Below are 20,558 nucleotides of genomic sequence, written 5' to 3' on the forward strand. Positions count from 1 at the left end.
GCAGGTTGAAGAATAACAACACAAGAGATAAAGAAATATGTGTTTCTCTTTTGGTATGGTACGTGCAAATGAAAGATGATTTTGCTTTTAAAACCGGATATAATGACAACAAGGCAGGAGGGATACGAAATGAAACCATTTTCGGATAAATATGCGCTGACCAAACAACAAAGTTTGTTTCTGGCCAAAAAAAAATGGGACGAAAATATATACTGTGGAATGAAGATGGAGAACCGGAATATTACCTTTCCGCAAACCCAAACGATACTGAACGGCGTCAATGTTCCCGGTGTTACGCTGGACGACATACAAGCCGTCCTCAATATGAGGGATGCCTGGCGCTATTTGGTTAACGCGATTGATGAGCCGATTACACTTCCCCTCATCTGCAAACTTAATGAATACGTCGCGAGGAATGAAGCGCTTGAATGGGGCGTTTTAAGAACCGGGCGTGTCGGGATTTCAGGCACGGATTATGTACCGCCGCTCCCGGTGCAAAGCGAGATCGAACAGGAATTGGCGCACTTGCTGACCGCGGACATGACCATAACGGAGAAATCCATTACGGCTTTTCTATGGGGAGCGCGGCGGCAAATGTTTTGGGATGGAAACAAGCGTACCTCCCTTCTATTGGCGAACAAACTTCTTGTCGAGAGTGGACATGGTATGTTGACCATTACAGAGAAAAATATGGAGCGATTTAACGAATTATTATCTGCTTACTACACCACGAACGAAATGAGCAAGATCAAGCTGTTTTTGTACGAACATGCGATCAGCGGCATTGACTTCGAGCCGGAAAAACGTCATGAATCGGAACGATCACGATAAAGCGAATACGTATGCAAGCCTGTGGCCCGGACTTGGCAGCGGGCTTTTATTTTCTGCAGGATAGGGAAATTTACCTGACTTGCGAATTGAAGGGCAACACGAGACATTAAGGGGAAATATGGTATATGACAAAAACAGGTCAATCATGGTAGTATCTGACCATAATCGACCTGTTAAATGTAAAGGAATGACGTTATTTAGGATATAAAATTCAAGCATTGATGGCGTACAATTAAAATGACGAAATCTTTATACGGGTATTACAAGGGTTATATATGTTATTAGCGAAAGATAGATTCATTCGGTATTTGGTAACCCCACCAATAACACATAAATTATTTCAGTTTTTCAATTATTTCATTTACTCCATGCACAATCACACTGCTGAGTACATCAGTGTAATTTTTATAATCATCTGACTTGGCTATTATGGTATCAAAAACATCTTTCAGCTTGCCATCAATTATTAGTGTAAGCCCTTCTATCTGTTCCTCACTTCCCTTTTTACCGAACATGTCTTTCATTATCGTAAAGGTGTCTTCACTATTTATTTTTACCCTCCTTGTAAAAAAGATTGTTACCATGGATTATCTAGTAACGATAGTCTTCAGGAATGACCTCAATAAATTGCTCATACTTCCCAAGCCACCCATTCGGTACATATAGTTCATAGGATGCAAGCTCAGGATAGTAGGATGTCAATTCCTTATCATCAAAATCCACGTGTAGAGAAGGTAACATATCTGAAATATGACTATAAGTTCTCTGCTCAGGATTAGGAATTTCAAATCCCTTCTCAAGATATGAAGAAATTTGTTTTTTCAAATCCAAAAACCATATCTCCTTATCTGCAACAAACCATCTGAAAGATTTCTTATATTTAACTAGAACTATTATAGTTTCCGCATACTTCGGCTTATTATTCACTGTACCTCCTCCTCAGTATTCAAGTACCTCTATAATCCTATTTTTTTATTGTACCATACTCTTCAAGCCACTGAATCCAAGGGGCAGGGAATTCATATGATGTTCCCGGAGTACTCGGGTCGACCACTTTTGGTGCTGTCCCCCCTTGATTAAGAGGATTTGAATTATACTAACTGCGAAATTGCACTTTCTATCATCAAACCATTTCGGCACTCCAACTTCAACAATTTCTGCACCGTTACCCCTTTTTTGTAAGAAATATTCGGCATCCCCTAGTTCCTCCACTAACATTCAAATTCGCTAACTTGGCTAGCATTTGGCATTTTGCTACCTTGAACTCTGTAGTACGAAACAGTTCCACCCGCCCCCTTAACAATAGCTTTGTTAGCTGATAGGGCATTGAGTGCAGTGGAGGTAATTACAATTACCTAACCATTAGGTCAGCAGTTACAGAAAAAGAAACCTTGAAAGGCATGAAGCCGATCAAGGTACTTTAGCTTATAGTTCTTCAACGGACAGAACTTCAATTGATGTGCAGTAAAATTGCATTATGTCGTTCTCATAGTCGTGAACATAATACCTTTGACCGTGCTCCCAACTTCGATCTCTCATGTCCGTTATTTTAAAGCCCATTATTTGATTAAATGCTCCGCCAAATCCTGAAAGGCTTAAAGAAGTAATTTCATCGAATTTTAGCAAAAGCTTATATCTTTTACTTTCAACTTCAGATTCCAAAATGTACCCTACTTCTAGAAAAGATGCCTCGTCATAACGTTCATTATAACCAATGTAGTAATTAACACTCACAACCAATTTTAAGTCCTTTTCTCTAAAAGAGAGCACCTTCTCAGAGATAAGATGAAAGTTTTTTATAAATTTCACAGCAATAGGTCATCTCCTATCATTTCAAAAATGGTAGTCGTATTCCTTACCTTTGTCCGAATATCCTGGGCCGAATATGCGCTCATGCAAATGAGGAACAGAATGATCATTCGGCATACTATGATCGGCATGATCAACTCTATAACTCTGCCTTCCTGCATTATCATAGATAACAGTCGATCTCTCAATTTTCCCGTTGTACTCCCTATAATGATCATACTTTAAACCAGGAGTATTATAATCGGGTGCTTTTCTACCCCAATATTCATCAGGCACAAAAGGTCTACCGACAGTTCCCGAACCCTTAACAATAGCTTTGTTAGCTGTTATAGCATTATCAAAGATTTTAACTGTCTTTGCATTGAAAGCAGCATAGTCGGTAATACCGCCGACAACAGCACCTGCGCCATTCCAAACCCGCTCACTCGTAGACAAATTCTGACCAGTGACGTAGTTATAACCCGTAATTGCCTGCTGGCCCATCTTTAATGTTCCCCATACGGGAAGAGCATCGCTCCACATATCTACCGCTGTTTGTATGGTTCTGGTTATTGCATTTTGCACATAATTCCACATTGCACAATCAAGCGAACCAATACAATGCCCGCTAGGATCTTTGTACAACAAAGGGTTATTTTCCGCATACGTGTACAGGTTCAAGCTTAACGGATCTTTATTATCCCCTTCATATGTGTCCTGATTAATAAATCTACCAACACTTGGATCGTACCATCTTGCTTTGAGGTATTGCAATCCTGTTGTACTATCATAAAACTCGCCGCTGTAACGGAATGGTTGCGGTATGGTTTCACTCGTCGTTAGCGGATTGCCCCAAATATCATAACTGTAGCTGTTGAGCGTATTCCCCGAACCATCTCTTAACCCAACAATATCGCCATGACCATTCTTCAAATAATACGTTTTATTCCCGTTTGCATCCAATCTTGCAGCTAATCCATGACCACGAATGTAGCTTGCCTTTTGGGTTACTGTACCTCCATTAACAATTCCTTCGGCGATTAAATCCTGACCGTTGTAATAATACCTTGTTGTCTGGCCATTTTCCGTCCGCTGATTAAAACGAACATAAGTCGCTACGTATATGTCTTTCCCTCCCGAATTTTTTATCGTTAGAGGGAACTATAAGGCTGCTTTGGTGACTCCGATTATAACTCATATCGCGTCACCCTTGAAATGGTTTTAAGCCAGATGCGTAAAATAACGGACAAGGTTAGTTCCCCTTCAAAGCGGCGTTCGATTTGTGGTTCGTTACATTGTTTTTTCATCAGTTTTCACGTTCTTTCTTTCAGAATGGAGCCTGTAAAAGCAAAAAGAGAAGACCTGGAAACTTGGCCTTCTCTAAGATCGCTACTGCTCTTTTGTTCGTTTTATATGGTATAATTTAAGTAAGAAATACTGTAAGTGAGGTGTATATTCTATGCAATGGCAAGAAGTTCGGAATATTTACCCCGACCAATACGTTCTGCTTGAAATCCTGAATTCCCATACAGAAGATAATATCCAATACGTTGACGAAGTCGCCTTGATTAGAGCCATTCAAGACCCGGACGAAGCAACGAAAGAATTATTCAAGTGCAAGAACAACAACATCGTCTATCATACCGGCAAAGAGAAAATAACCATCCTGCTTAGACATAACCCCTGATATCGTTTTCAAAATCGGCATTAAATTCGAGAACGAAGATGAGCTTGTAAGAAGCTTTGGAATCGGCGGAGAAGAGTTTTCATTCCAAAAGCGGGTAGATCAAGTCCAACTCGGTAACCTTGTCATGAAAGATATAAGCCTTGATTTTGGCGTACTCCACGATGGTATTAATTACATTAACGGACTCATTGGTCTAGACATACTTAAAGCCGGCAACATGGTCATCGATCTTCAACGAACGGAAATGTATCCGGCAATCTCCATGTAGCATTGAAAATGGGGACGTACATTATGCGTACGTCCCCATTTCGTCTCCAACTACCCTAACACGAGACCCGACTCCCGGTCGGGCCCCGCCGCATTACGTACCCAGGCAACCCCATCGTTATCAAAGTGCCGCCGAATTTAGTCCATTTCAAGAAGGCAAGCAGCCATTTGAATTTCACCATTAAAATCAGGAAGATTGTGAACAAAATCGAGCGGTTTCGTGTTGTTGACATAACCGTTGTTTTTTTACCTCCAACGAATGTTTGATTGCTAATAATTTAACTTCGCAGCGTTTCTGCAAATCCGGCAGCTCAAAGAATCGTTGTTGGGCGAATAACGCCAGCAGCGCTTGTTCTGCCGCTGTCCTGGCGTCAATTTCGTTTTGCAGCAAATAAAAGGCAACCTGATAACTATACGCCTCATATTTTTTTAACATGCATGCTTTAGCCTGCGTATTCATTCATTTGATATCTTTCTTCTGTAAAATGAACATGGAAACGAACAAAAAGACGAATATATATGCGGCAAATACGACGATGGAAAACGATAGCGACATGCCTGGAAAACTCGGGCCAATCCCTTCGTTCATGGCCGATTCCTTTTCATACATTTGCCAGTTCAAATTGTTGAAAATAACGTATTTCGTCCAGGCATACTTGGAGCCCAAGAACGTTAAGGCAGACCCTAGAGAGTTAGCCACCATCGATATCGTAATGGACAGCGGCATACTCCTGGTCACGACCCCGATCATAAATGAAAATGTAATGAAGAAAATTAAATACGGAAGCTTATACAGGCAAGTCTTCAGCAAAATCATCCAAGAAATCCCATCCTGGGCATGCCAGCCGAAAATAATTGCCCCCAGCGCCAGACTAAACAACATTAAGAAGAGCAGAACACCTAATATCACAACGAAGATGGATACATATTTCGATAATAAGATCATGCTCCGGCTAACCGGGCGAATCAAAAGCTGTTTGATCGTACCGTCCTTAAACTCTTCGGTTAATGTCCGTGCTCCTAAAACAATTGCAAATATCAGAACAAAGAGATAGAGGACCGATAAGGCCATGCTCGAAAAGCTAAGATAGTTCATCCCTTCTGCAGCTTCTTTGATCCAAAGCTTTATCACAATACCAATCGCAGTGATGGCCACAGCAAGAAATATGATAAATATCCAAGTGTTCCTCTTGCTGTTGATCTTCATCAATTCGTTATCGACCAGCCGTATAAATGTCATGTTCACGCGAGCCTCCAGTTACATCTAAAAATACATCTTCAAGCGCTGTCTCTTTCGTATTAATCCGATAAATGCCAACTTGGAGCTGTGTTAGCCTGCGTACGATTTCGGGAATTTGGTCTTTGGACGTTTCAATGGCTACAGTCCTTTCGCCGACCTGAACGGTCCCTTTGTCTCCCAACGATTCCGCAGCTTTCAACACGTCGGTTACTTCAAATTCCACAACCAGATTGGTTTGCTCTTCCTCCTTCCGCCTCAGTGTTCTTTCATCGACCAACCGGCCATCTTGTATAATGATGACACGATCGCATATCAACTCAATTTCCGATATAAGATGGCTGGATATCAGGATTGACATATTTTCATGAAGAGCAAGGCTCCGCAAATAATCCCGAAGCTTGCGAATGCCTGAAGGATCCAGACCGTTCGTCGGTTCATCCAAAATGAGGATGGAAGGCTTATGCAGCAAGGCCTGGGCAATGCCCAAACGCTGGCGCATGCCCAAGGAATACGTTTTGACTTTGCGATCAATCGCGTCCTCTAATTCGACAAGACGGATGATTTTTTCAATGCGGTCGTTAGGGACCGGTTTATCGTACATTTGCGCATAGTGCTTTAAATTTTTCCTTCCGGTCATATAACGATAAAGCTCCGGATTTTCCACAATCGCTCCAATGCGCTGCAGCGCTCGCGTCCGCGCCGTTCGAATACTGTGCCCATTAATGAAAATGTCGCCGCTCGTCATCGAAATCAGACCGACCATCATCCGAATGGTCGTCGTTTTACCGGCCCCGTTCGGGCCCAAGAATCCATATATTTCTCCCGGCTGAATCGAGAAAGATATATTTTTAATAATGTCTCTGCCCCCAATAACTTTGCTTACGTTACGGACATCGACTGCAGGTGATTGTGACATTATACGTGGAACCTCCAATATCCATTAAGAAATTCTTTATGATTGATCATAACACCCTTAGCTTATCGGAACGTAACCGTCTGCTTACGATTTTCTTAAATGATTTGCGGCCAGTTAAACTCGTGTTAAGGTGGCTATGCTATGATGGGGGAAGGAGGGATATTGTGGAAAATGCAAACATACTGCTTGTTGACGACGAACAATCAATTGTCCGGATGACCGAGATGGTTCTTAGAAAAGAAGGCTTCCGGCATATATACAGCGCGAATTCGGCCCAAAAGGCGTTAGAGCTTCTTCGCAAGCATGGTGCGGATGTTGTTATACTTGACGTGATGCTGCCCGATCAATCGGGTCTGGAGCTGTGTCCCAAGATTCGAGAGATCACTTCAGCGCATATTATCTTTTTGACTGCGCGAACCTCTGACCTGGATATTTTGACGGGATTTGCCATGGGCGGGGACGATTATGTAACCAAACCGTTCAATCCCCTTGAAATTGCGGCCAGAATCAAGGCAAGGCTGCGGCGAGGGGCGCAGCTGCCGCCGATACAGGCGGAAAGCAATCATTTGCGATACGATTTCAAAGGCTTTGTCGTCGATGAGCATGCTGCGGAATTGATCGTTGGCGGGGAAACGGTCGCTTGTCCCGCGCAGGTGTTTCAGCTGCTGTTATTCCTATGCAAGCATCCGAACATGATATTTTCCAAATTGCAGCTGTATGAAGCGGTTTGGGGATTTGACGGTATCGCTGACGATAACACCGTTATGGTACATATTCGAAGAATTCGAGAGCGGATCGAACCTAATCCAAGCAATCCCGTGTATCTGGTAACCGTTCGGGGCCTCGGATATAAGCTTGTGAAGGACAGATCCTCATGAAAAGCATACGAAGAAGGCTCGCTTTGCATTTTGCTTACCAATTCATACTCTTGTTCCTGTTTGTTATGACGGTATCTACCATACTATTCTTTCTTTTGGCTCAATACCTCGGAAATGAAAATCTAAAGCGGACATTTCCTTCGGGCGCTCTGGATTCGATTGTTCCAGTGTCCGTCAACTTGGATGGCAAGGTGACTATTCCTTCGTCATGGAAGGAGCTATTAAAGCAGAACGAATTGTGGCTGCAAATTGTTGATAAGGAAGGTGCGGTTTTTCACTCCGAAAACACGCCGGAAGCGTTGCCTCAAGCGTACAAAATGAGCGAACTGCTGCAAATTGAAGAAACGCATCGTTTCGGGTCTTACTACATCTTTACTGAAGTAAGCACTGACAACAATAATGAGGTATGTCTTTACTTGCTGGGCTATGAAGATAAGAGGGGAGAACAGCTTCGTACTTGGTTCCGCGATCATGGAGATAACGGACGCATTCGCCAGACGGATGTATCGACTCTTGAGCAGCAGGTCATCGGCTCGAATGGGCAGCTTCAAATCATCGATTCTGATGGCCGAGTCATTCAATCGATAGGCACAGGAGTGGAATCGCAGTTTTATCGTCCGCTGAATCTTATAGAAATGAAAGCGGAGCCCGGAAGATTTGCCAATGCACTATCCTTGCACTATGACCCGGTTTCCGGCTTTACCTGGGCGTTATACCAGCCCAAAGCGGGAAAAGATTATAAGAAGCAATCGATTCTGCAAGATTTCATTAACGCCATGATTGTAATTGGCATCATCGCCATACTGCTGGCGGCCGCTTTTTCCATGTGGCACGGCTACCGGTACGGGCGTCCTTTGCTGCTTTTCATGGATTGGTTTGAGCGGATGGGACAAGGCAAATACCATGAAGCATTGGGAGAAAAGGACAAGAAAAAAGTGTTTCGCAGAAATGGCAAATTGCGTCTGAAATATCGGCTTTATAAAGAAGTTATCGATGGTTTTTACGATATGGCCAAAAAGCTGGGGTCCGCCGATCAAGAAAGCAAAAGGCTGGAAAAGACTCGTGAGGAATGGATGACGGGCATCTCCCACGATCTGAGGACGCCATTATCCACGATACAAGGGTATGGGCATATGCTGGAGAGCGGTAAATTCGATTGGACGGCTCCGGAGCTGCAAGAGATGGGCAGCATGATCCGCGAGAAAAGCTTCTATATGCTTGAGCTTATCAACGATTTCTCCCTCACGTTCCAGTTAAAAAACAAAGCGCTGACTTTTCCGATGGAAGAAATAGAGCTCAACGAATTCGTCCGCCGCGCGGTATTAAGATACGCGAACGACGCTACGCACTCGGAATCATCCTTCTTCTATGAAGGAGAAGAACCGCCGGTATATATACAAGCTAACCCCAAATGGTTTTTGCGGATGCTTGATAATTTGATTACAAATGCCATCAAACACAATCCTCCGGGTACGGCAATTACGCTCAGAACGTCGAGAGAAGGGGCCATGGCGCGGATTCAGGTGGAGGATAACGGGATCGGGATGGATGAGCAAACGAAAAACAATCTGTTCGTACGGTATTACAGGGGAACGAATACGGACGAAGATTTGGTCGGAACGGGGCTTGGGATGAGCATCGCGAGCGAAATCATTTTGGCTCACCAGGGAGAAATTGTGGTGGAAACGATAATAGGAAAGGGAACCGTCCTCACTTTGCGTTTTCCCGTATTCGGGGATAACAAGTGAATGAATAAATGCCAGTTCAGTCCTGTCATGAGGGGAACTGGCATTTTGGCATAACAGACATCGCCGCCGAAGTCTCACCAGCACACACGCCTGAATAACAACATAGCAATCAGAGATATTTTACGAGTTCAATACTCGAATATGTTTGTTCAGAATACTCTTTGTCTCCAAAAATACCATTAATCTTGTCGAAGCCGGTTTTATGCCAAAATCTTAGAGCAGACCAGTTTTTCAAAGCTACGTTGATCCTAATTTCCTTATAGTCGATTTTAGTTAACTCCGAGGATAAATGCTTGATAATTTCTAGTCCAAAGCCTTGATTCTTATACGACTCCCCAATACACATGAAAGCTATGTAGGCAATATCGCCTGCTGGAAAACCATGGTAAATAGATACCATACCAATTATAGATTTGTCTATGGATTTAGCCCTTATTGTAAGTAGTTTATAGTTTTCCTTCCTGCCATTTGGGGGCAAATCACCCTGAAAATAACATTGACTGATGTAGTTCTTATCAGGAACATTCCCATCCCATTGCTTAGTGTTGCTGCTTGATTCATAAAGTTCTTGTAACTCCTCTATTTCGGAATGTTTGGTTTCGTCGACAATAAAGCTTTCGGACTCAAAGGGTGTAGCCAATACTCCCATACGTCACTTCCTCTCGCGAACAAAATAGATATCTGTCAACCCAGCTTTCACATTCGTAACTGTTAAAAAACTCGCCTGCCGAAGTCTCACGCCACATCTGCATCACAACGGGGAAAAACCTGCAAAAGTACATCTTTTTTGCTCCTTGATGAGCTCTTCCCGGAAAATTCCTGCAAATCTGCAGTAATTTCCGCCCGGGATCGCGCTCGGACCCGTTTTGATCGGAAATTCCTGCACAATCGCAGGCTTTTCCGCCAAACCGGCCGATTTCATCGAAAAGCCTGCACTTTTGCAGGTTTTATCGGGCGGGCAGGTTTGACCAGGCACCGGGCCATCAGATAATCCCAGTATATACTCTCGACTTTAAATGATCCATTAATTTCCTGAACCACCTCGCCCGTACAATATGGGCTTCGACGGAACGCACACGAAGATACAAAAAGAGGGCTAGCCCTACAAAGGTGGCCGCGATAGGTAGCTTGCGTCAACAAGCTTCTCCATACGTTTACGCCATCCTTAGTAAAAGCGAGCCCTACTACAGTTAAGTCCCCTTCAAGGCAACGAAGAGTGTTGTATCGTGCTTAAATTCCTTGAATGCACATCAAAGTGCAGAGATGCCTTTGATGGAGAAGCTGTATGCATAGCTGCGGTTGGCATACAATGTAAACTCCGGATGTGTCTTCGACATCCAGCTGTCATCGCCGCCGACGCCCATCTGGCGGTAGTTGACGCGCAGCGCTACCTTGCCGCTGGGAGGCAGCTTGTAGCCGTGGTCGTGCGCCTCAAGCTCGGCCGGCGTATACGGCAGCGCGTTCAGCTCGACGGCCGGAGCGCCTTCGACCCGCAGTCCGATCCCGTCGCTGCTGGTCAGTTCGGCCCAGCGGACGCCCGTTTTGTTGCCGCATTCCTGCGGACGCAAATACGGCACGTACTGCTCTTCGACCTTGCCGCTGTAAATGCCGAGACGTGCGCCTTCGGCGCGGTCCCAATAATTTTCATGCGGCCCGTTACCGTACCAGCGCAAGTTTTCAAAGCTGCTATCAAGCTGGAACATCACCCCGACTTCCGGAATTTCCGGCAAGTTCGGGCCCGGATGCAGCTCCTCGCGGATGCAAATCTCGCCATTGCCCAGAACCGTATACAACAGCTTGCAAAATGAAATCTGCGTCGTCGGCAGCGCAAACTCCGCCTCAACCTCCAGCTTATCGGGATAGGATACGATGTTCAAAGCGTACAACTTGCGGTTCTGCCCGGCTTCCCTCCAGGTCACGCTGCGCTCCGGCAGCTTGTTGCCTCTATCGTTGTCGATGCTGGCCCGCCAAAAGTTGGGTACCGGAGCCATTTTCAGCAGTTCGACCCCATTGTACATATAAGAAATCAAATCACCGGTCCGCTTGCTGAAAACCGCGCTGAAGCCGGCCCCCGAAACCGTAAAGGCAAAATCCGTCTCATCCGTTTGCAGCGGAGGATGCGCGGCGGCGGGTACGGCCTGCGTCTCGACCGGCAGGATGAACTGCTCGAACGCCACCTCGTGGCCGGCAGGCGCCCAAGCCTTCCCTGTTTTCTCCGCCAGCCGAACCGTCAGCGTATATTCTTCACCGGCCGAAGCGGCGGCAGGAAGCTTATAGGGCAGCGCCACTTCGGCGGCTTCCCCCGGCTCCACGTCCAGCGGGGCGCTTCCGTCCGCGATAGTCACGCCATTTTTCGCCACTTCCCACAGCAGCTCATAAGCGCTCAAATTCGTGAACAAATACCCGTTGGCGACGCGAATGCGGCCCTCCAGCAAATCAACCGCCTCGAACTTGGCGGACTGGTAGCATTTCTTCACTTCATGCAGCTTCGGCGTTACCCGGCGATCGGCAAAAATAAGCCCGTTCCCGCAAAAGACGCCGTCATTCGGCGTATCGCCGAAATCGCCGCCGTATGCCAAATATTCGATGCCGTCCGGCGTTTTCGTGCGGATCGCTTGGTCGATCCAGTCCCAGATGAAGCCGCCTTGCAAAATCGGATACTTCTCAAACAGATCGGTATATTTAAACAAATTGCCGTTGGAATTTCCCATCGCATGGCTGTATTCGCACAGGATGAACGGCTTTTTCGGATTCGACAGCGCGTACTCCTCGACTTTGTGCGGCAGCGTGTACATCTGGCTTTCGATGTCGGAGGCGGCGTCGGACTTGCGGCAGCGGGTGACGCCTTCATAATGAACGAGCCGGGTCGGATCTTCGGCGCGGAAAAAATCGTGCATTTTCACAAAATTGTCTCCGCCCCACGCCTCATTTCCAAGCGACCAGATGACGATCGACGTATGGTTTTTGTCCCGCTGCAGCATCGAATTGGCGCGGTCCAATACGTTGGCCGTCCATTCGGGCTTGCTCGCCGGAATCGTCCAGCCCTCCTCCTCCTGAAAATTGGACCAGCTCCCGTGGGTCTCAAGATTCGTCTCGTCGATGACATACAGACCGTATTCGTCGCACAGATCGTACCAAAGCGGATGATTCGGATAATGGGAGGTGCGGACCGCATTGATGTTATGGGCTTTCATCAGCTGTATGTCGCGGACCATGTCGTCATAGCCGATAGCGCGGCCCGTATCGCAGTTGAACTCGTGGCGGTTGACGCCTTTGAACAAAATGCGCTTGCCGTTGATCTTCATCAGCCCGTCCTTCAGCTCGAACCGGCGGAACCCGATGCGGCAGCTTACCGCCTCTACGAAACGCCCGGACGCGTCTTTCAGCGTAAGAACAAGCGTGTACAGGTGCGGCGTTTCGGCGGTCCACTTCAGCGGGTTTTCAACCTGCGCGGAAAGCCCCACCGCCTGCTGCTTCTCCCGGTCCGGCTCCACATCAGCCTCGCCGACAACCAACACAAGCCCGCCGGCCCGATCGTACAGCGACGCCTCCAGCGTATGCCGGCCCAGCGGTTCGCCGAACGCATTCGTCACCGTCGCCTTCACTTCCAGCAGGCCGTTCCGGTATTCGCCGTCCAAATCCGCCACGGCGCTGAAATCGTACACATGCGCCTGCGGCGTGCTGTACAAATACACATCGCGGAAAATGCCGCTCATCCGCCAAAAATCCTGGTCCTCCAGCCAACTGGCGTCGCACCAGCGGTACACCTCGACGGCCAGCTTGTTTTCCCCCTCCTGCAAGTAGGGGGTCAGGTCGAACTCCGCCGGCGTAAACGAATCCTCGCTGTAACCGACCAGATCGCCGTTTACCCAAACGTAAAAAGCCGACTCCACACCCTGAAAGCTGATATAGACGGGCTGCCCTTGCCATGCTTCCGGGACCGTGAACGTCCGCGCGTAAGAGCCTACCGGATTGTACCCGGTCGGCGCAAAAGGAGGCTTGATATCTTCCTTGCCCTCCCACGGATATTTGACATTCGTATACTGCGGATAATCGTAGCCTTGCAGCTGCCAATGCGCCGGAACCTGAATGTCGTCCCAGGCGTCCGTGTCGTAATTCGCTTCGTAGAAATTGACGATACGCTTGTCCGGCGTTTCGGCAAAACTGAACTTCCAGGTGCCGTTCAGCGACACCGTATAGCCCGATGCGCCGCGGTCGCCCTTCAAAGCTTCCTCTACGGAAGCAAAAGGCATTAGCGTCGCATGCGCCGCCATCCGGTTCAATTGGAAAATTTCCGGGTTGTTGTTCCACTCGGGATAGCCGTTTTGGGGAGGGGTATACTGGAATTTTTGCGACATTTTCGCGCACCTCGCTTATTGGATATATAACTGTTTGAATTCGGACGGGGTTATGCCCGTATGTTTTTTGAACAATTCGCTGAAATGCCGCCTGTCTTCGTAACCGAGCGCTTGCGCGATCTCCTGCACCTGCTTGCCTTCAACCAGCATCGTTTTCGCCTGTTCCATCCGCTCCGTCGTGACGAACTGGACTACGGTCATGCCCGTCACCTTTTTAAACAGATTGGCAAAATAACTGCCGCTCAAATAAACCAGCTTGGCATAATCGTTGACGGTCATGTCGGAGGCCAAATTTTGCCGAATGTGAGCGATGACTTGCTCCACGACTCTGTTCACATCTTCCGCATGCCGTTTCTGAATGAGCTCGCATCCCGCTTTGCACATTTCCTTGATGTTTTCCTGGAGCTCTTTGAGCTTGAACGACGTAAGATTGTTGATGTAAAGCAAATGACGATCGATGCGCTCCTTCTCTTCGCGGGTCAGCTTTTCCGAGAACACGCGGCTGATGAGAAAGGCCAATTCGTCGCACATGCCCTTGACCATGCCGGGAGCCGGAGGTACGGATGCGGAGACGGTTTCCTCGAACAGTTCGTCCACAATGGCGGACGCTTTGTGCAAATTCCCCGAGCGCAGGCAGTAAAAAAGCTCCTTCTCTTTTTCCGGAGAATAGCGCGGCGCGGCCTGATGGACAGGATTCATATTCCGGTAACTGTACACGGTATTGCCGCCGGTATAAAAATTATACGAAAGGGCTGTAAGCGCCTGGGCGTTGGAGTAAGAAATCTGGTGTATCGCCTGCACTTCTTCCCCGAGTCCCAGAGATACCGTGTATTTGGAATTTTTCTCGACATTTTCGCGGCATTTCTCCGCCATCGCTTCCGCGCTCAAGCCGGCCGGAGGATTGAAGATGGCCACAAACCGGTTCGTATTATCGCGAAAAACAAACCCTTTTGTATACTGCTGCAAGCTTTCCTCCACAATATTATGAACGGTAAAGCGGATAAGTTCAACTTCCTGCACGGGCAGCGTCTCCGTCTGTTCGGCAAACTGGTCGATTTCCGCCAGCATGACGACAAAGCGCTCCCGCTCCAGCCCGATATTCAAAAAATCCCAGCGTTTGGCCGCTTGTTCAGGGGTCGTTTTGAACTGCAGCAGCAGTTGAAAATATTCCTGCCGCAAATACGGCAAGCTTTCGCGCAGCTTGCGTTCCATTTCGCGGTAACGCTGCATGCGGTCCAGTTCCTCTTCGATCGATGTTTTCGCCTTCAAGACGACTCCGGTAATGTTTTGCGGCGTAAACGGCTTTACAATATAATCGAAGGCGCCGAGCTGGACGGCCTGCTGCGCATATTCAAAATCGGTATAGGCGCTTAGAAAAACGATTTTCGTGTGCGGCAGCATCTCCAGCACCTGCCTCGTCATTTCAAGCCCGTCCATTCTGGGCATGCGGATATCGGTCAAAACGATGTGAGGCTCGGTTTCGCGAATAAGCTCGATGCCCTGCTCGCCGTTGCTCGCCGTCCCAACAATGCGAATGCCGTAAGTTTTCCAATCGATATGGTTCGCGATGCCCTGCACTACGGTTTTTATATCGTCGATTACGCACATTTTAAGCTCGGTCGCCACTGCTCATCACCCGCTTGCCCAAGGTATTGTTATTGTTACGGAAGTCGATACGTAAGGTTCGCTGCTCAATCTGATTTCGGCTTCGCTGCCGTAATACAGCCGCAGCCGCCCGTAAACATTGCGAAGCGCGTAGCTTTTTTTCGACGGCTGATCCATCCGCATGTCGGCATCGACTTGCTGAATGTTCATGCCTGCGCCGTTATCCTCGACGCGGAGCCGCAGACTGTCGTTCCATCGAAACGCGGAAATCCGGATCTTGCCCATCCCCTCCATTTCCTGAAAGCCGTGGAGAATGGAGTTTTCCACCAAAGGCTGCAGCAATATTTTCAGAACCGGCCTGTTCAGCAGCGTTTCGTCCTCTACCTCGATCGTATATTCGAACAGATCCTCGTAGCATTTTTGCTGAAGATTCAAGTAATGCCTGACGTGATCGATTTCCTGAGCCAGCGTCAGCATGTCGTTCCCGCCGTTCAGCCCAAGCTGGAACAGCAGCGACAGCGAGGCGATCATCGCCGAAACGTCCCGGTTCTGAGAAGTTTCCGATTTCCAAAGAATCGTGTTTAACGTGTTGTACAAAAAATGAGGGTCGATCTGCGCCTGGAGCGCTTTGACCTCCATTTTCCGCTTCTCGTACTCGGCGGCCTTGACGTCCTCAATGAGCGAGGAAATCTCCTCCAGCATCCGGTTGAACTTCAGCCCGACCTGTGTGACTTCATCTTCGTATTTGCTCGTAAACCGCACGTCGAGGTTGTTTTGCTCGACCTTTTTCATGAGCCCCTGCAGCTTGTGCAGCGGCTTCAGCAATAAGCTCGACATGACATTGGACAGCACGAAAGCGAGTACCGCGCAGCACAGCATGATCCACAGCGTAGTCGTTTTGATGCGGTTCACCTGCGTAAGCAGCTCGGATTGCGTCTGCACGCTGACCATCGTCCAATTGGGCGCCATCGTCAGACGCGAATAGTTGATCAAATATTGCTTACCTTGGACATTGTATTTGAAAAATCCCCGGTCCTGCCGGCCTTTCACCTGCTTCAAGAAAGCCGGATCATGCTCGAACTGTGACGTTCGGCTGCTGATCGGGAGTACGCTGTCGCCGTTTTGGGACAACAGAAAATAGTCGTTGGCATGATCGAGCAGGTCATCGGTGACGACGTCCCGGATTGCATCTTCCTTGACGTTCACGACGACATACACATCGCGAATGTCGAATTCCGCGACAGGCTTCATAATCAAGGAAATTACTCTTTGCTTCCCCGAAAATAAAGGATCTTCATGATCCTCCACCCATACGACGCGGTCCGTACTGTCCAAATAGCGGGCAAAAATCGTGTCCTTGAAACGGACCTGGCTGTTGCGAAGATCGTTTGTGGCAAACAGTTCGCCGACCGGCGTATAGATTAAAGTCGATTGAATCGACGGTTCGATCAGCTTCATTTGCCCGAGAGGAATTTGCAGGGAAGACAGCCGCGTATAATAGGAAGCCGAATTATTGGCGTATACGTCTTCCATGGCATGTCTGAACGGATCACTGAGCATCATGGAAGAGGTTGATACGACGATGTGCCGCAGCTTTTCGTCAAGCACGCGCGCGGATTTGTTGAGCGTATTCTGACTGGATATGAACGCCTCCTGCTCTGTCGAGCGAAAAGCGATCCAATAGGACATCATTCCCGTCAGCGCGATCGAGAGAACTGTCAACAGCAAAACCGAAATCCACAACCGCCGGCGGAGCGACAGCCGATAAAACCATGTTTTCAATCTGCCGGCCCCCTTCTTTGTATCCGGTATATGAACCGCGAATCAGACGCCGTGGCGGTAAAAGCGAAGAGACGCGCTGCTTTCGGCTGCGCGCCCCTTGCCCTATTATGCTGTCTTACTTTGCGAGGCTTCCCTGCAGCTTGCTTGGATCGAAGCTCGGGTCCGCTTTTGTCTTCGTTTCCCCTGCGGTCCGCGCTTTCTCAAGCCCCGCATTGTAGCGGGCGGTCAAATCGCTCAATATTTTGTCCAAGTCTCCGCCTTCAAGCATATATTTGATGATGGCATTTCCCGTTTTGATGCCTTCGACCTTCGTTTCCGTCACACCGGCCGGCGAAGGCGCGTACAGCGCGTCGTATTTGGTCGGCAAGAAGCCTTCGATGCCCGGCATGGTCGGCTTTTTCGCAGCAGCGTTCACGTCAGGCACGATGGAGATGCCGAGGCCTTTTTCGTGATAATCTTTTTGGAAGTCCAGACTGTAGATGTACTCCAGGAATTTCCAAGCCTTTTCTTTATTCGGCGTGTTTTTGCCGATCCCGATATAGTTGCCCGCGTTCAGAGCGATGGCTCCCGTCCGGCTTCCGTCGATCGTAGGCGGAAGCGCGGCGCTCCACTTAATTTTCGTCGGGAATTGGCTTTGGTATACGGCAGGCTCGCCGGAATGGTTAAAATACATGCCAATCTTTCCGGCAGCGAACTGCGCGCGCAGCGGATCGATATCGAGCGATTCGACGCCGGGCAGCATGCTGCCGTCCTGCTTCATTTGACGAAGCGCCTCGACAATTGGCTTGTACGCCGTAAAATCGAACTGGCCCGTTTTGTAATTGTAGCCGTCCACCTCGGAAGTTCCGCTGAGCGAACCGACCGGATTGGCGATCCGGCTGAAGGCCGAGCTGGGGTTCTTGAAGTTTTCCGCAAAGCCGTAAGCACCGATATCTTTGCCCGCTTCCGTAATCTTCTTGGCATCCTCGACCAATTCCTTGAGCGTTTTGGGCGGTTCTTGGATGCCGGCTTTTTGGAACAAATCGACGTTATAGATCAATCTCCAATATTGTCCCGTATTCGGGAGCGAGTAAATTTTGCCGTCCATCATATTGGCTTCTTCCACCATCAGATTACTGTAGCGCTTTTTCATATCGTCAGTCAACATGTCATTGAGCGGCAGCAGGTAGCCTTTTTTCACAAAGCCGGAAAAATCGTTCGTCTTGAAAATGTCGGGGGCCTGGTTGCTCGCAAAAGCGATATCGATCGATTGGTTGAAGTTGTCGGCCAGCACCGTCATTTCAATTTCAATATTGTCCTTGTTCGTTTCATTGAACTTCTTGATAACTTCTTTCATATAGTCGGCATCATGGCGGTCAACGGTCCAGTATGAGAGCTTCGTCTTCGCTCCTCCGGCCGCAGGGCTTGAGCCCGCGCTTGTGCCGGCACTAGAGCCATTGTCGGCTGCTCCGCCGCAAGCGGAAAGCCCCGCAGCCATGGTTACGCTGAGCAGCATGGTCATTACCATCTTTTTCTTCATGTCGATAAACCCTCCCGTATTGTTAGCTTACTTCAAAAGCGATGCGAGGCAATCATTGTAACTGCTTTCATAATAACTTCTAGTCCCGGGAAACCGTAGAGGATAAAGCAACTTTCCAGGTGGGGCAAAACCACTCTTCTGCGGTCTATCCTTTTACGCTGCCCGCCGTGACTTGCACGAACGATTTGTTCGCCAACGCGTACACGACCAGAATCGGCAGGAAGGACAGGCACGCGCCGGCCATCATGAGCTGGACCTCCGCCGCGGCGCCGATGCCGTAGCGCAAATTGGCCAGACCGACCGTCAGCGTCTGCAGCTTCGGGTTCGTCATCGTGAATACAAGCGGCAAAATGTATTCGTTCCACGCGCCGCGAAACGTGAACAGTCCGGTCACGCCGAGGGCCGGGCGCAGCAGGGGAAGCACGATTTTCCAATAAACCGTATAGAAATTGCAGCCGTCGATATAGGCCGCTTCGTCCAAATCCCTGGGAATCGCTTTAAAAAAGCCGATAAGCATAAAATACGCTGCGGCATGCGCGCTGATCAAAATAATGATGACGCCCCACAGCGATTTGTTCAAACCCAGCTTGACCATTAAGTTGAATTGGGGCATCAGCACAACCGCGCCGATTGAAATAAACATCGTACTGGCCTGCAAGCCTACGTACAATTTTTTGCCGGGGAAATTCGTCCGGTCAACGGCATAAGCCGACATCGTCGCGACGAGCAGCGTTCCGACCGTCACTACGATGCTGAGAAACAGACTGTTCCACGTAAACCGCGCAAAATTCGCCTGCTCCCAAGCCGTGGCATAGTTAGAAAATTTCCAGACCGAAGGCAGCAGCGTCGCTCCCGTCGTCAGTTCCGCATTCGTTTTGAACGACCCCAGAATAGCCATAACGATAGGAAACAGCGTGAAAAAGGCTACAGCCAGCAAAAATATCCATATTATAATTTGGCCAATGAAATAGCCGCCTTTGAAACCGCCTGACTTCAGACTAGTATCCATCATGCACCCTCCCTTTATTTAATCCTGATTCAGACGTCTGGACATATAGAAATATACAATGGTCACAAGTCCGACAATCAAAGCAGTCACGAACCCGACCGCACTGCCGTAGCCGATTTCCTGCACAGTCGGACTAAGCGCCGAGACCGGGAAAAACAATTTGTACACGTACAGGTACATGACATCGGTTTTGCCGAACGGGCCTCCCTCGGTCAAGACCATGATGCTTTCGTAGCCTTTCAGCGCAGTAATGATGGCCAGCATCACGATCATTTGCAGAACAGGGCCTAGCATCGGAATCGTAATGCTCCAAAATTTTTGGAACGCATTCGCTCCGTCAATCGACGCACTCTCGTACAGATCGTCGGGAATGCCTTGCAGTCCGGCGATAAACAGCAGCATATAGTTGCCGATCGCGCCCCAGATTGCCGTGATGATCACGGTCAGCATCGCATAATTCGGCCCCAGCCAATCGATCGCTTTGGAAATCAAGCCGTATTTCAGCAAAAATTGGTTCAACAGTCCGTTATACGAATTGAAAATCGTAAAAAATACGATAGCCATAACCGACGTACTGATAATGGTCGGCATGAAATAAATAGCCCGCAGCAATGATTTGCCTTTAAGCCCGCGGTTCAAAATAACCGCAAGGATGAGCGACAGCGGCAGTACGATGATGAGCTTCCCGCCCGCATAAATGAGCGTGTTGTACACGGAATGCCAGTACTCCCCGTCGCGCATCAGCCTCGCAAAGTTATCGAGCCCGATAAACTTCTCCTGTCCGTATCCCTGATAGCTGTAGAACATATAACGAAACGCCCACACAAGCGGATATATCCCTAACGCCAGTGTTAAAAACAAGCTGGGGAAAATAAACACATACGAATTGAAAAGAGAAAACCTTTTGCGCATAGTATATCTCCTTCTTGA

18 protein-coding genes are annotated in these 20,558 nt (G+C 48.2%); 4 read left to right on the forward strand and 14 right to left on the reverse strand.

Translation table 11 applies throughout. The features are described from left to right. Positions 1 to 129 precede the first annotated feature (129 nt). Positions 130 to 831: a Fic family protein gene (locus AC0LWT_RS17650; protein WP_474682579.1), complete on the forward strand. Its 702-nt coding sequence runs from the start codon at positions 130 to 132 to the stop codon at positions 829 to 831. Between the two features lie 335 nt (positions 832 to 1,166). On the opposite strand, the gene AC0LWT_RS17655 is transcribed toward AC0LWT_RS17650, so the two are convergent. The 4 genes from AC0LWT_RS17655 to AC0LWT_RS17670 all read right to left on the reverse strand — a co-directional run bounded on the left by AC0LWT_RS17655 (position 1,167) and on the right by AC0LWT_RS17670 (position 3,582). Beyond that, a complete protein-coding gene (locus AC0LWT_RS17655; protein WP_474682580.1) occupies positions 1,167 to 1,346 on the reverse strand; it encodes a hypothetical protein in 180 nt (59 codons plus the stop codon). Positions 1,347 to 1,422: 76 nt separating this feature from the next. Beyond that, positions 1,423 to 1,758 carry a hypothetical protein gene (locus tag AC0LWT_RS17660; protein WP_474682581.1) on the reverse strand — a complete coding sequence of 112 codons (336 nt, stop codon included), beginning with the start codon at positions 1,756 to 1,758 and terminating at the stop codon, positions 1,423 to 1,425. 498 nt (positions 1,759 to 2,256) lie between these two features. Then, on the reverse strand, positions 2,257 to 2,640 hold the full coding sequence (locus AC0LWT_RS17665; RefSeq protein ID WP_474682582.1) for a hypothetical protein: 384 nt from the start codon (positions 2,638 to 2,640) through the stop codon (positions 2,257 to 2,259). Positions 2,641 to 2,664: 24 nt separating this feature from the next. Continuing rightward, complete coding sequence (locus tag AC0LWT_RS17670; protein WP_474682583.1) at positions 2,665 to 3,582, reverse strand: RHS repeat-associated core domain-containing protein; 918 nt, start codon at positions 3,580 to 3,582, stop codon at positions 2,665 to 2,667. Between the two features lie 496 nt (positions 3,583 to 4,078). Here AC0LWT_RS17670 and AC0LWT_RS17675 point away from each other — a divergent pair, with 496 nt between their 5' ends. Then, the gene (locus AC0LWT_RS17675) at positions 4,079 to 4,306 is read left to right on the forward strand and encodes a hypothetical protein (RefSeq protein ID WP_474682584.1); all 228 of its coding nucleotides are present in this window, start codon (positions 4,079 to 4,081) and stop codon (positions 4,304 to 4,306) included. A gap of 454 nt (positions 4,307 to 4,760) precedes the next feature. Here the strand turns inward: AC0LWT_RS17675 and AC0LWT_RS17680 are convergent, their stop codons facing one another. The 3 genes from AC0LWT_RS17680 to AC0LWT_RS17690 are packed head-to-tail and all read right to left on the reverse strand — an operon-like array spanning position 4,761 to position 6,729. Next, complete coding sequence (locus AC0LWT_RS17680; protein WP_474682585.1) at positions 4,761 to 5,033, reverse strand: hypothetical protein; 273 nt, start codon at positions 5,031 to 5,033, stop codon at positions 4,761 to 4,763. Continuing rightward, on the reverse strand, positions 5,034 to 5,813 hold the full coding sequence (locus AC0LWT_RS17685) for an ABC transporter permease (RefSeq protein ID WP_474682805.1): 780 nt from the start codon (positions 5,811 to 5,813) through the stop codon (positions 5,034 to 5,036). After that, positions 5,788 to 6,729 carry an ABC transporter ATP-binding protein gene (locus AC0LWT_RS17690; protein WP_474682586.1) on the reverse strand — a complete coding sequence of 314 codons (942 nt, stop codon included), beginning with the start codon at positions 6,727 to 6,729 and terminating at the stop codon, positions 5,788 to 5,790. Before AC0LWT_RS17690 ends, AC0LWT_RS17685 begins: the two co-directional genes overlap by 26 nt. A 164-nt stretch (positions 6,730 to 6,893) precedes the next feature. Here AC0LWT_RS17690 and AC0LWT_RS17695 point away from each other — a divergent pair, with 164 nt between their 5' ends. After that, on the forward strand, positions 6,894 to 7,607 hold the full coding sequence (locus tag AC0LWT_RS17695; protein WP_474682587.1) for a response regulator transcription factor: 714 nt from the start codon (positions 6,894 to 6,896) through the stop codon (positions 7,605 to 7,607). Further along, positions 7,604 to 9,355, forward strand: coding sequence for a sensor histidine kinase (locus AC0LWT_RS17700; RefSeq protein WP_474682588.1), 1,752 nt, complete (start codon positions 7,604 to 7,606; stop codon positions 9,353 to 9,355). The genes AC0LWT_RS17695 and AC0LWT_RS17700 overlap by 4 nt, the downstream gene beginning before the upstream one ends. Positions 9,356 to 9,464: 109 nt before the next feature. On the opposite strand, the gene AC0LWT_RS17705 is transcribed toward AC0LWT_RS17700, so the two are convergent. From AC0LWT_RS17705 to AC0LWT_RS17735, 7 genes are all read right to left on the reverse strand, one after another. After that, on the reverse strand, positions 9,465 to 10,004 hold the full coding sequence (locus AC0LWT_RS17705; RefSeq protein WP_474682589.1) for a GNAT family N-acetyltransferase: 540 nt from the start codon (positions 10,002 to 10,004) through the stop codon (positions 9,465 to 9,467). A 601-nt stretch (positions 10,005 to 10,605) separates the two neighbouring features. Continuing rightward, positions 10,606 to 13,713 (reverse strand): beta-galactosidase, LacZ type, encoded by a 3,108-nt coding sequence (gene lacZ, locus AC0LWT_RS17710; protein ID WP_474682590.1) that lies wholly within the window; start codon positions 13,711 to 13,713, stop codon positions 10,606 to 10,608. 15 nt (positions 13,714 to 13,728) lie between these two features. Beyond that, a complete protein-coding gene (locus AC0LWT_RS17715) occupies positions 13,729 to 15,339 on the reverse strand; it encodes a response regulator (RefSeq protein ID WP_474682591.1) in 1,611 nt (536 codons plus the stop codon). 6 nt (positions 15,340 to 15,345) lie between these two features. Further along, positions 15,346 to 17,100 (reverse strand): sensor histidine kinase, encoded by a 1,755-nt coding sequence (locus AC0LWT_RS17720; RefSeq protein WP_474682592.1) that lies wholly within the window; start codon positions 17,098 to 17,100, stop codon positions 15,346 to 15,348. Between the two features lie 115 nt (positions 17,101 to 17,215). After that, positions 17,216 to 18,619 (reverse strand): ABC transporter substrate-binding protein, encoded by a 1,404-nt coding sequence (locus tag AC0LWT_RS17725; protein ID WP_474682593.1) that lies wholly within the window; start codon positions 18,617 to 18,619, stop codon positions 17,216 to 17,218. A gap of 145 nt (positions 18,620 to 18,764) precedes the next feature. Next, complete coding sequence (locus AC0LWT_RS17730) at positions 18,765 to 19,631, reverse strand: carbohydrate ABC transporter permease (RefSeq protein ID WP_474682594.1); 867 nt, start codon at positions 19,629 to 19,631, stop codon at positions 18,765 to 18,767. Between the two features lie 15 nt (positions 19,632 to 19,646). Continuing rightward, positions 19,647 to 20,540, reverse strand: a complete 894-nt coding sequence (locus AC0LWT_RS17735; protein ID WP_474682595.1) for a carbohydrate ABC transporter permease — start codon at positions 20,538 to 20,540, stop codon at positions 19,647 to 19,649. Between the last annotated feature and the right edge of the window lie 18 nt (positions 20,541 to 20,558).

The sequence above is a fragment of the Paenibacillus sp. sgz302164 genome (assembly GCF_056120505.1).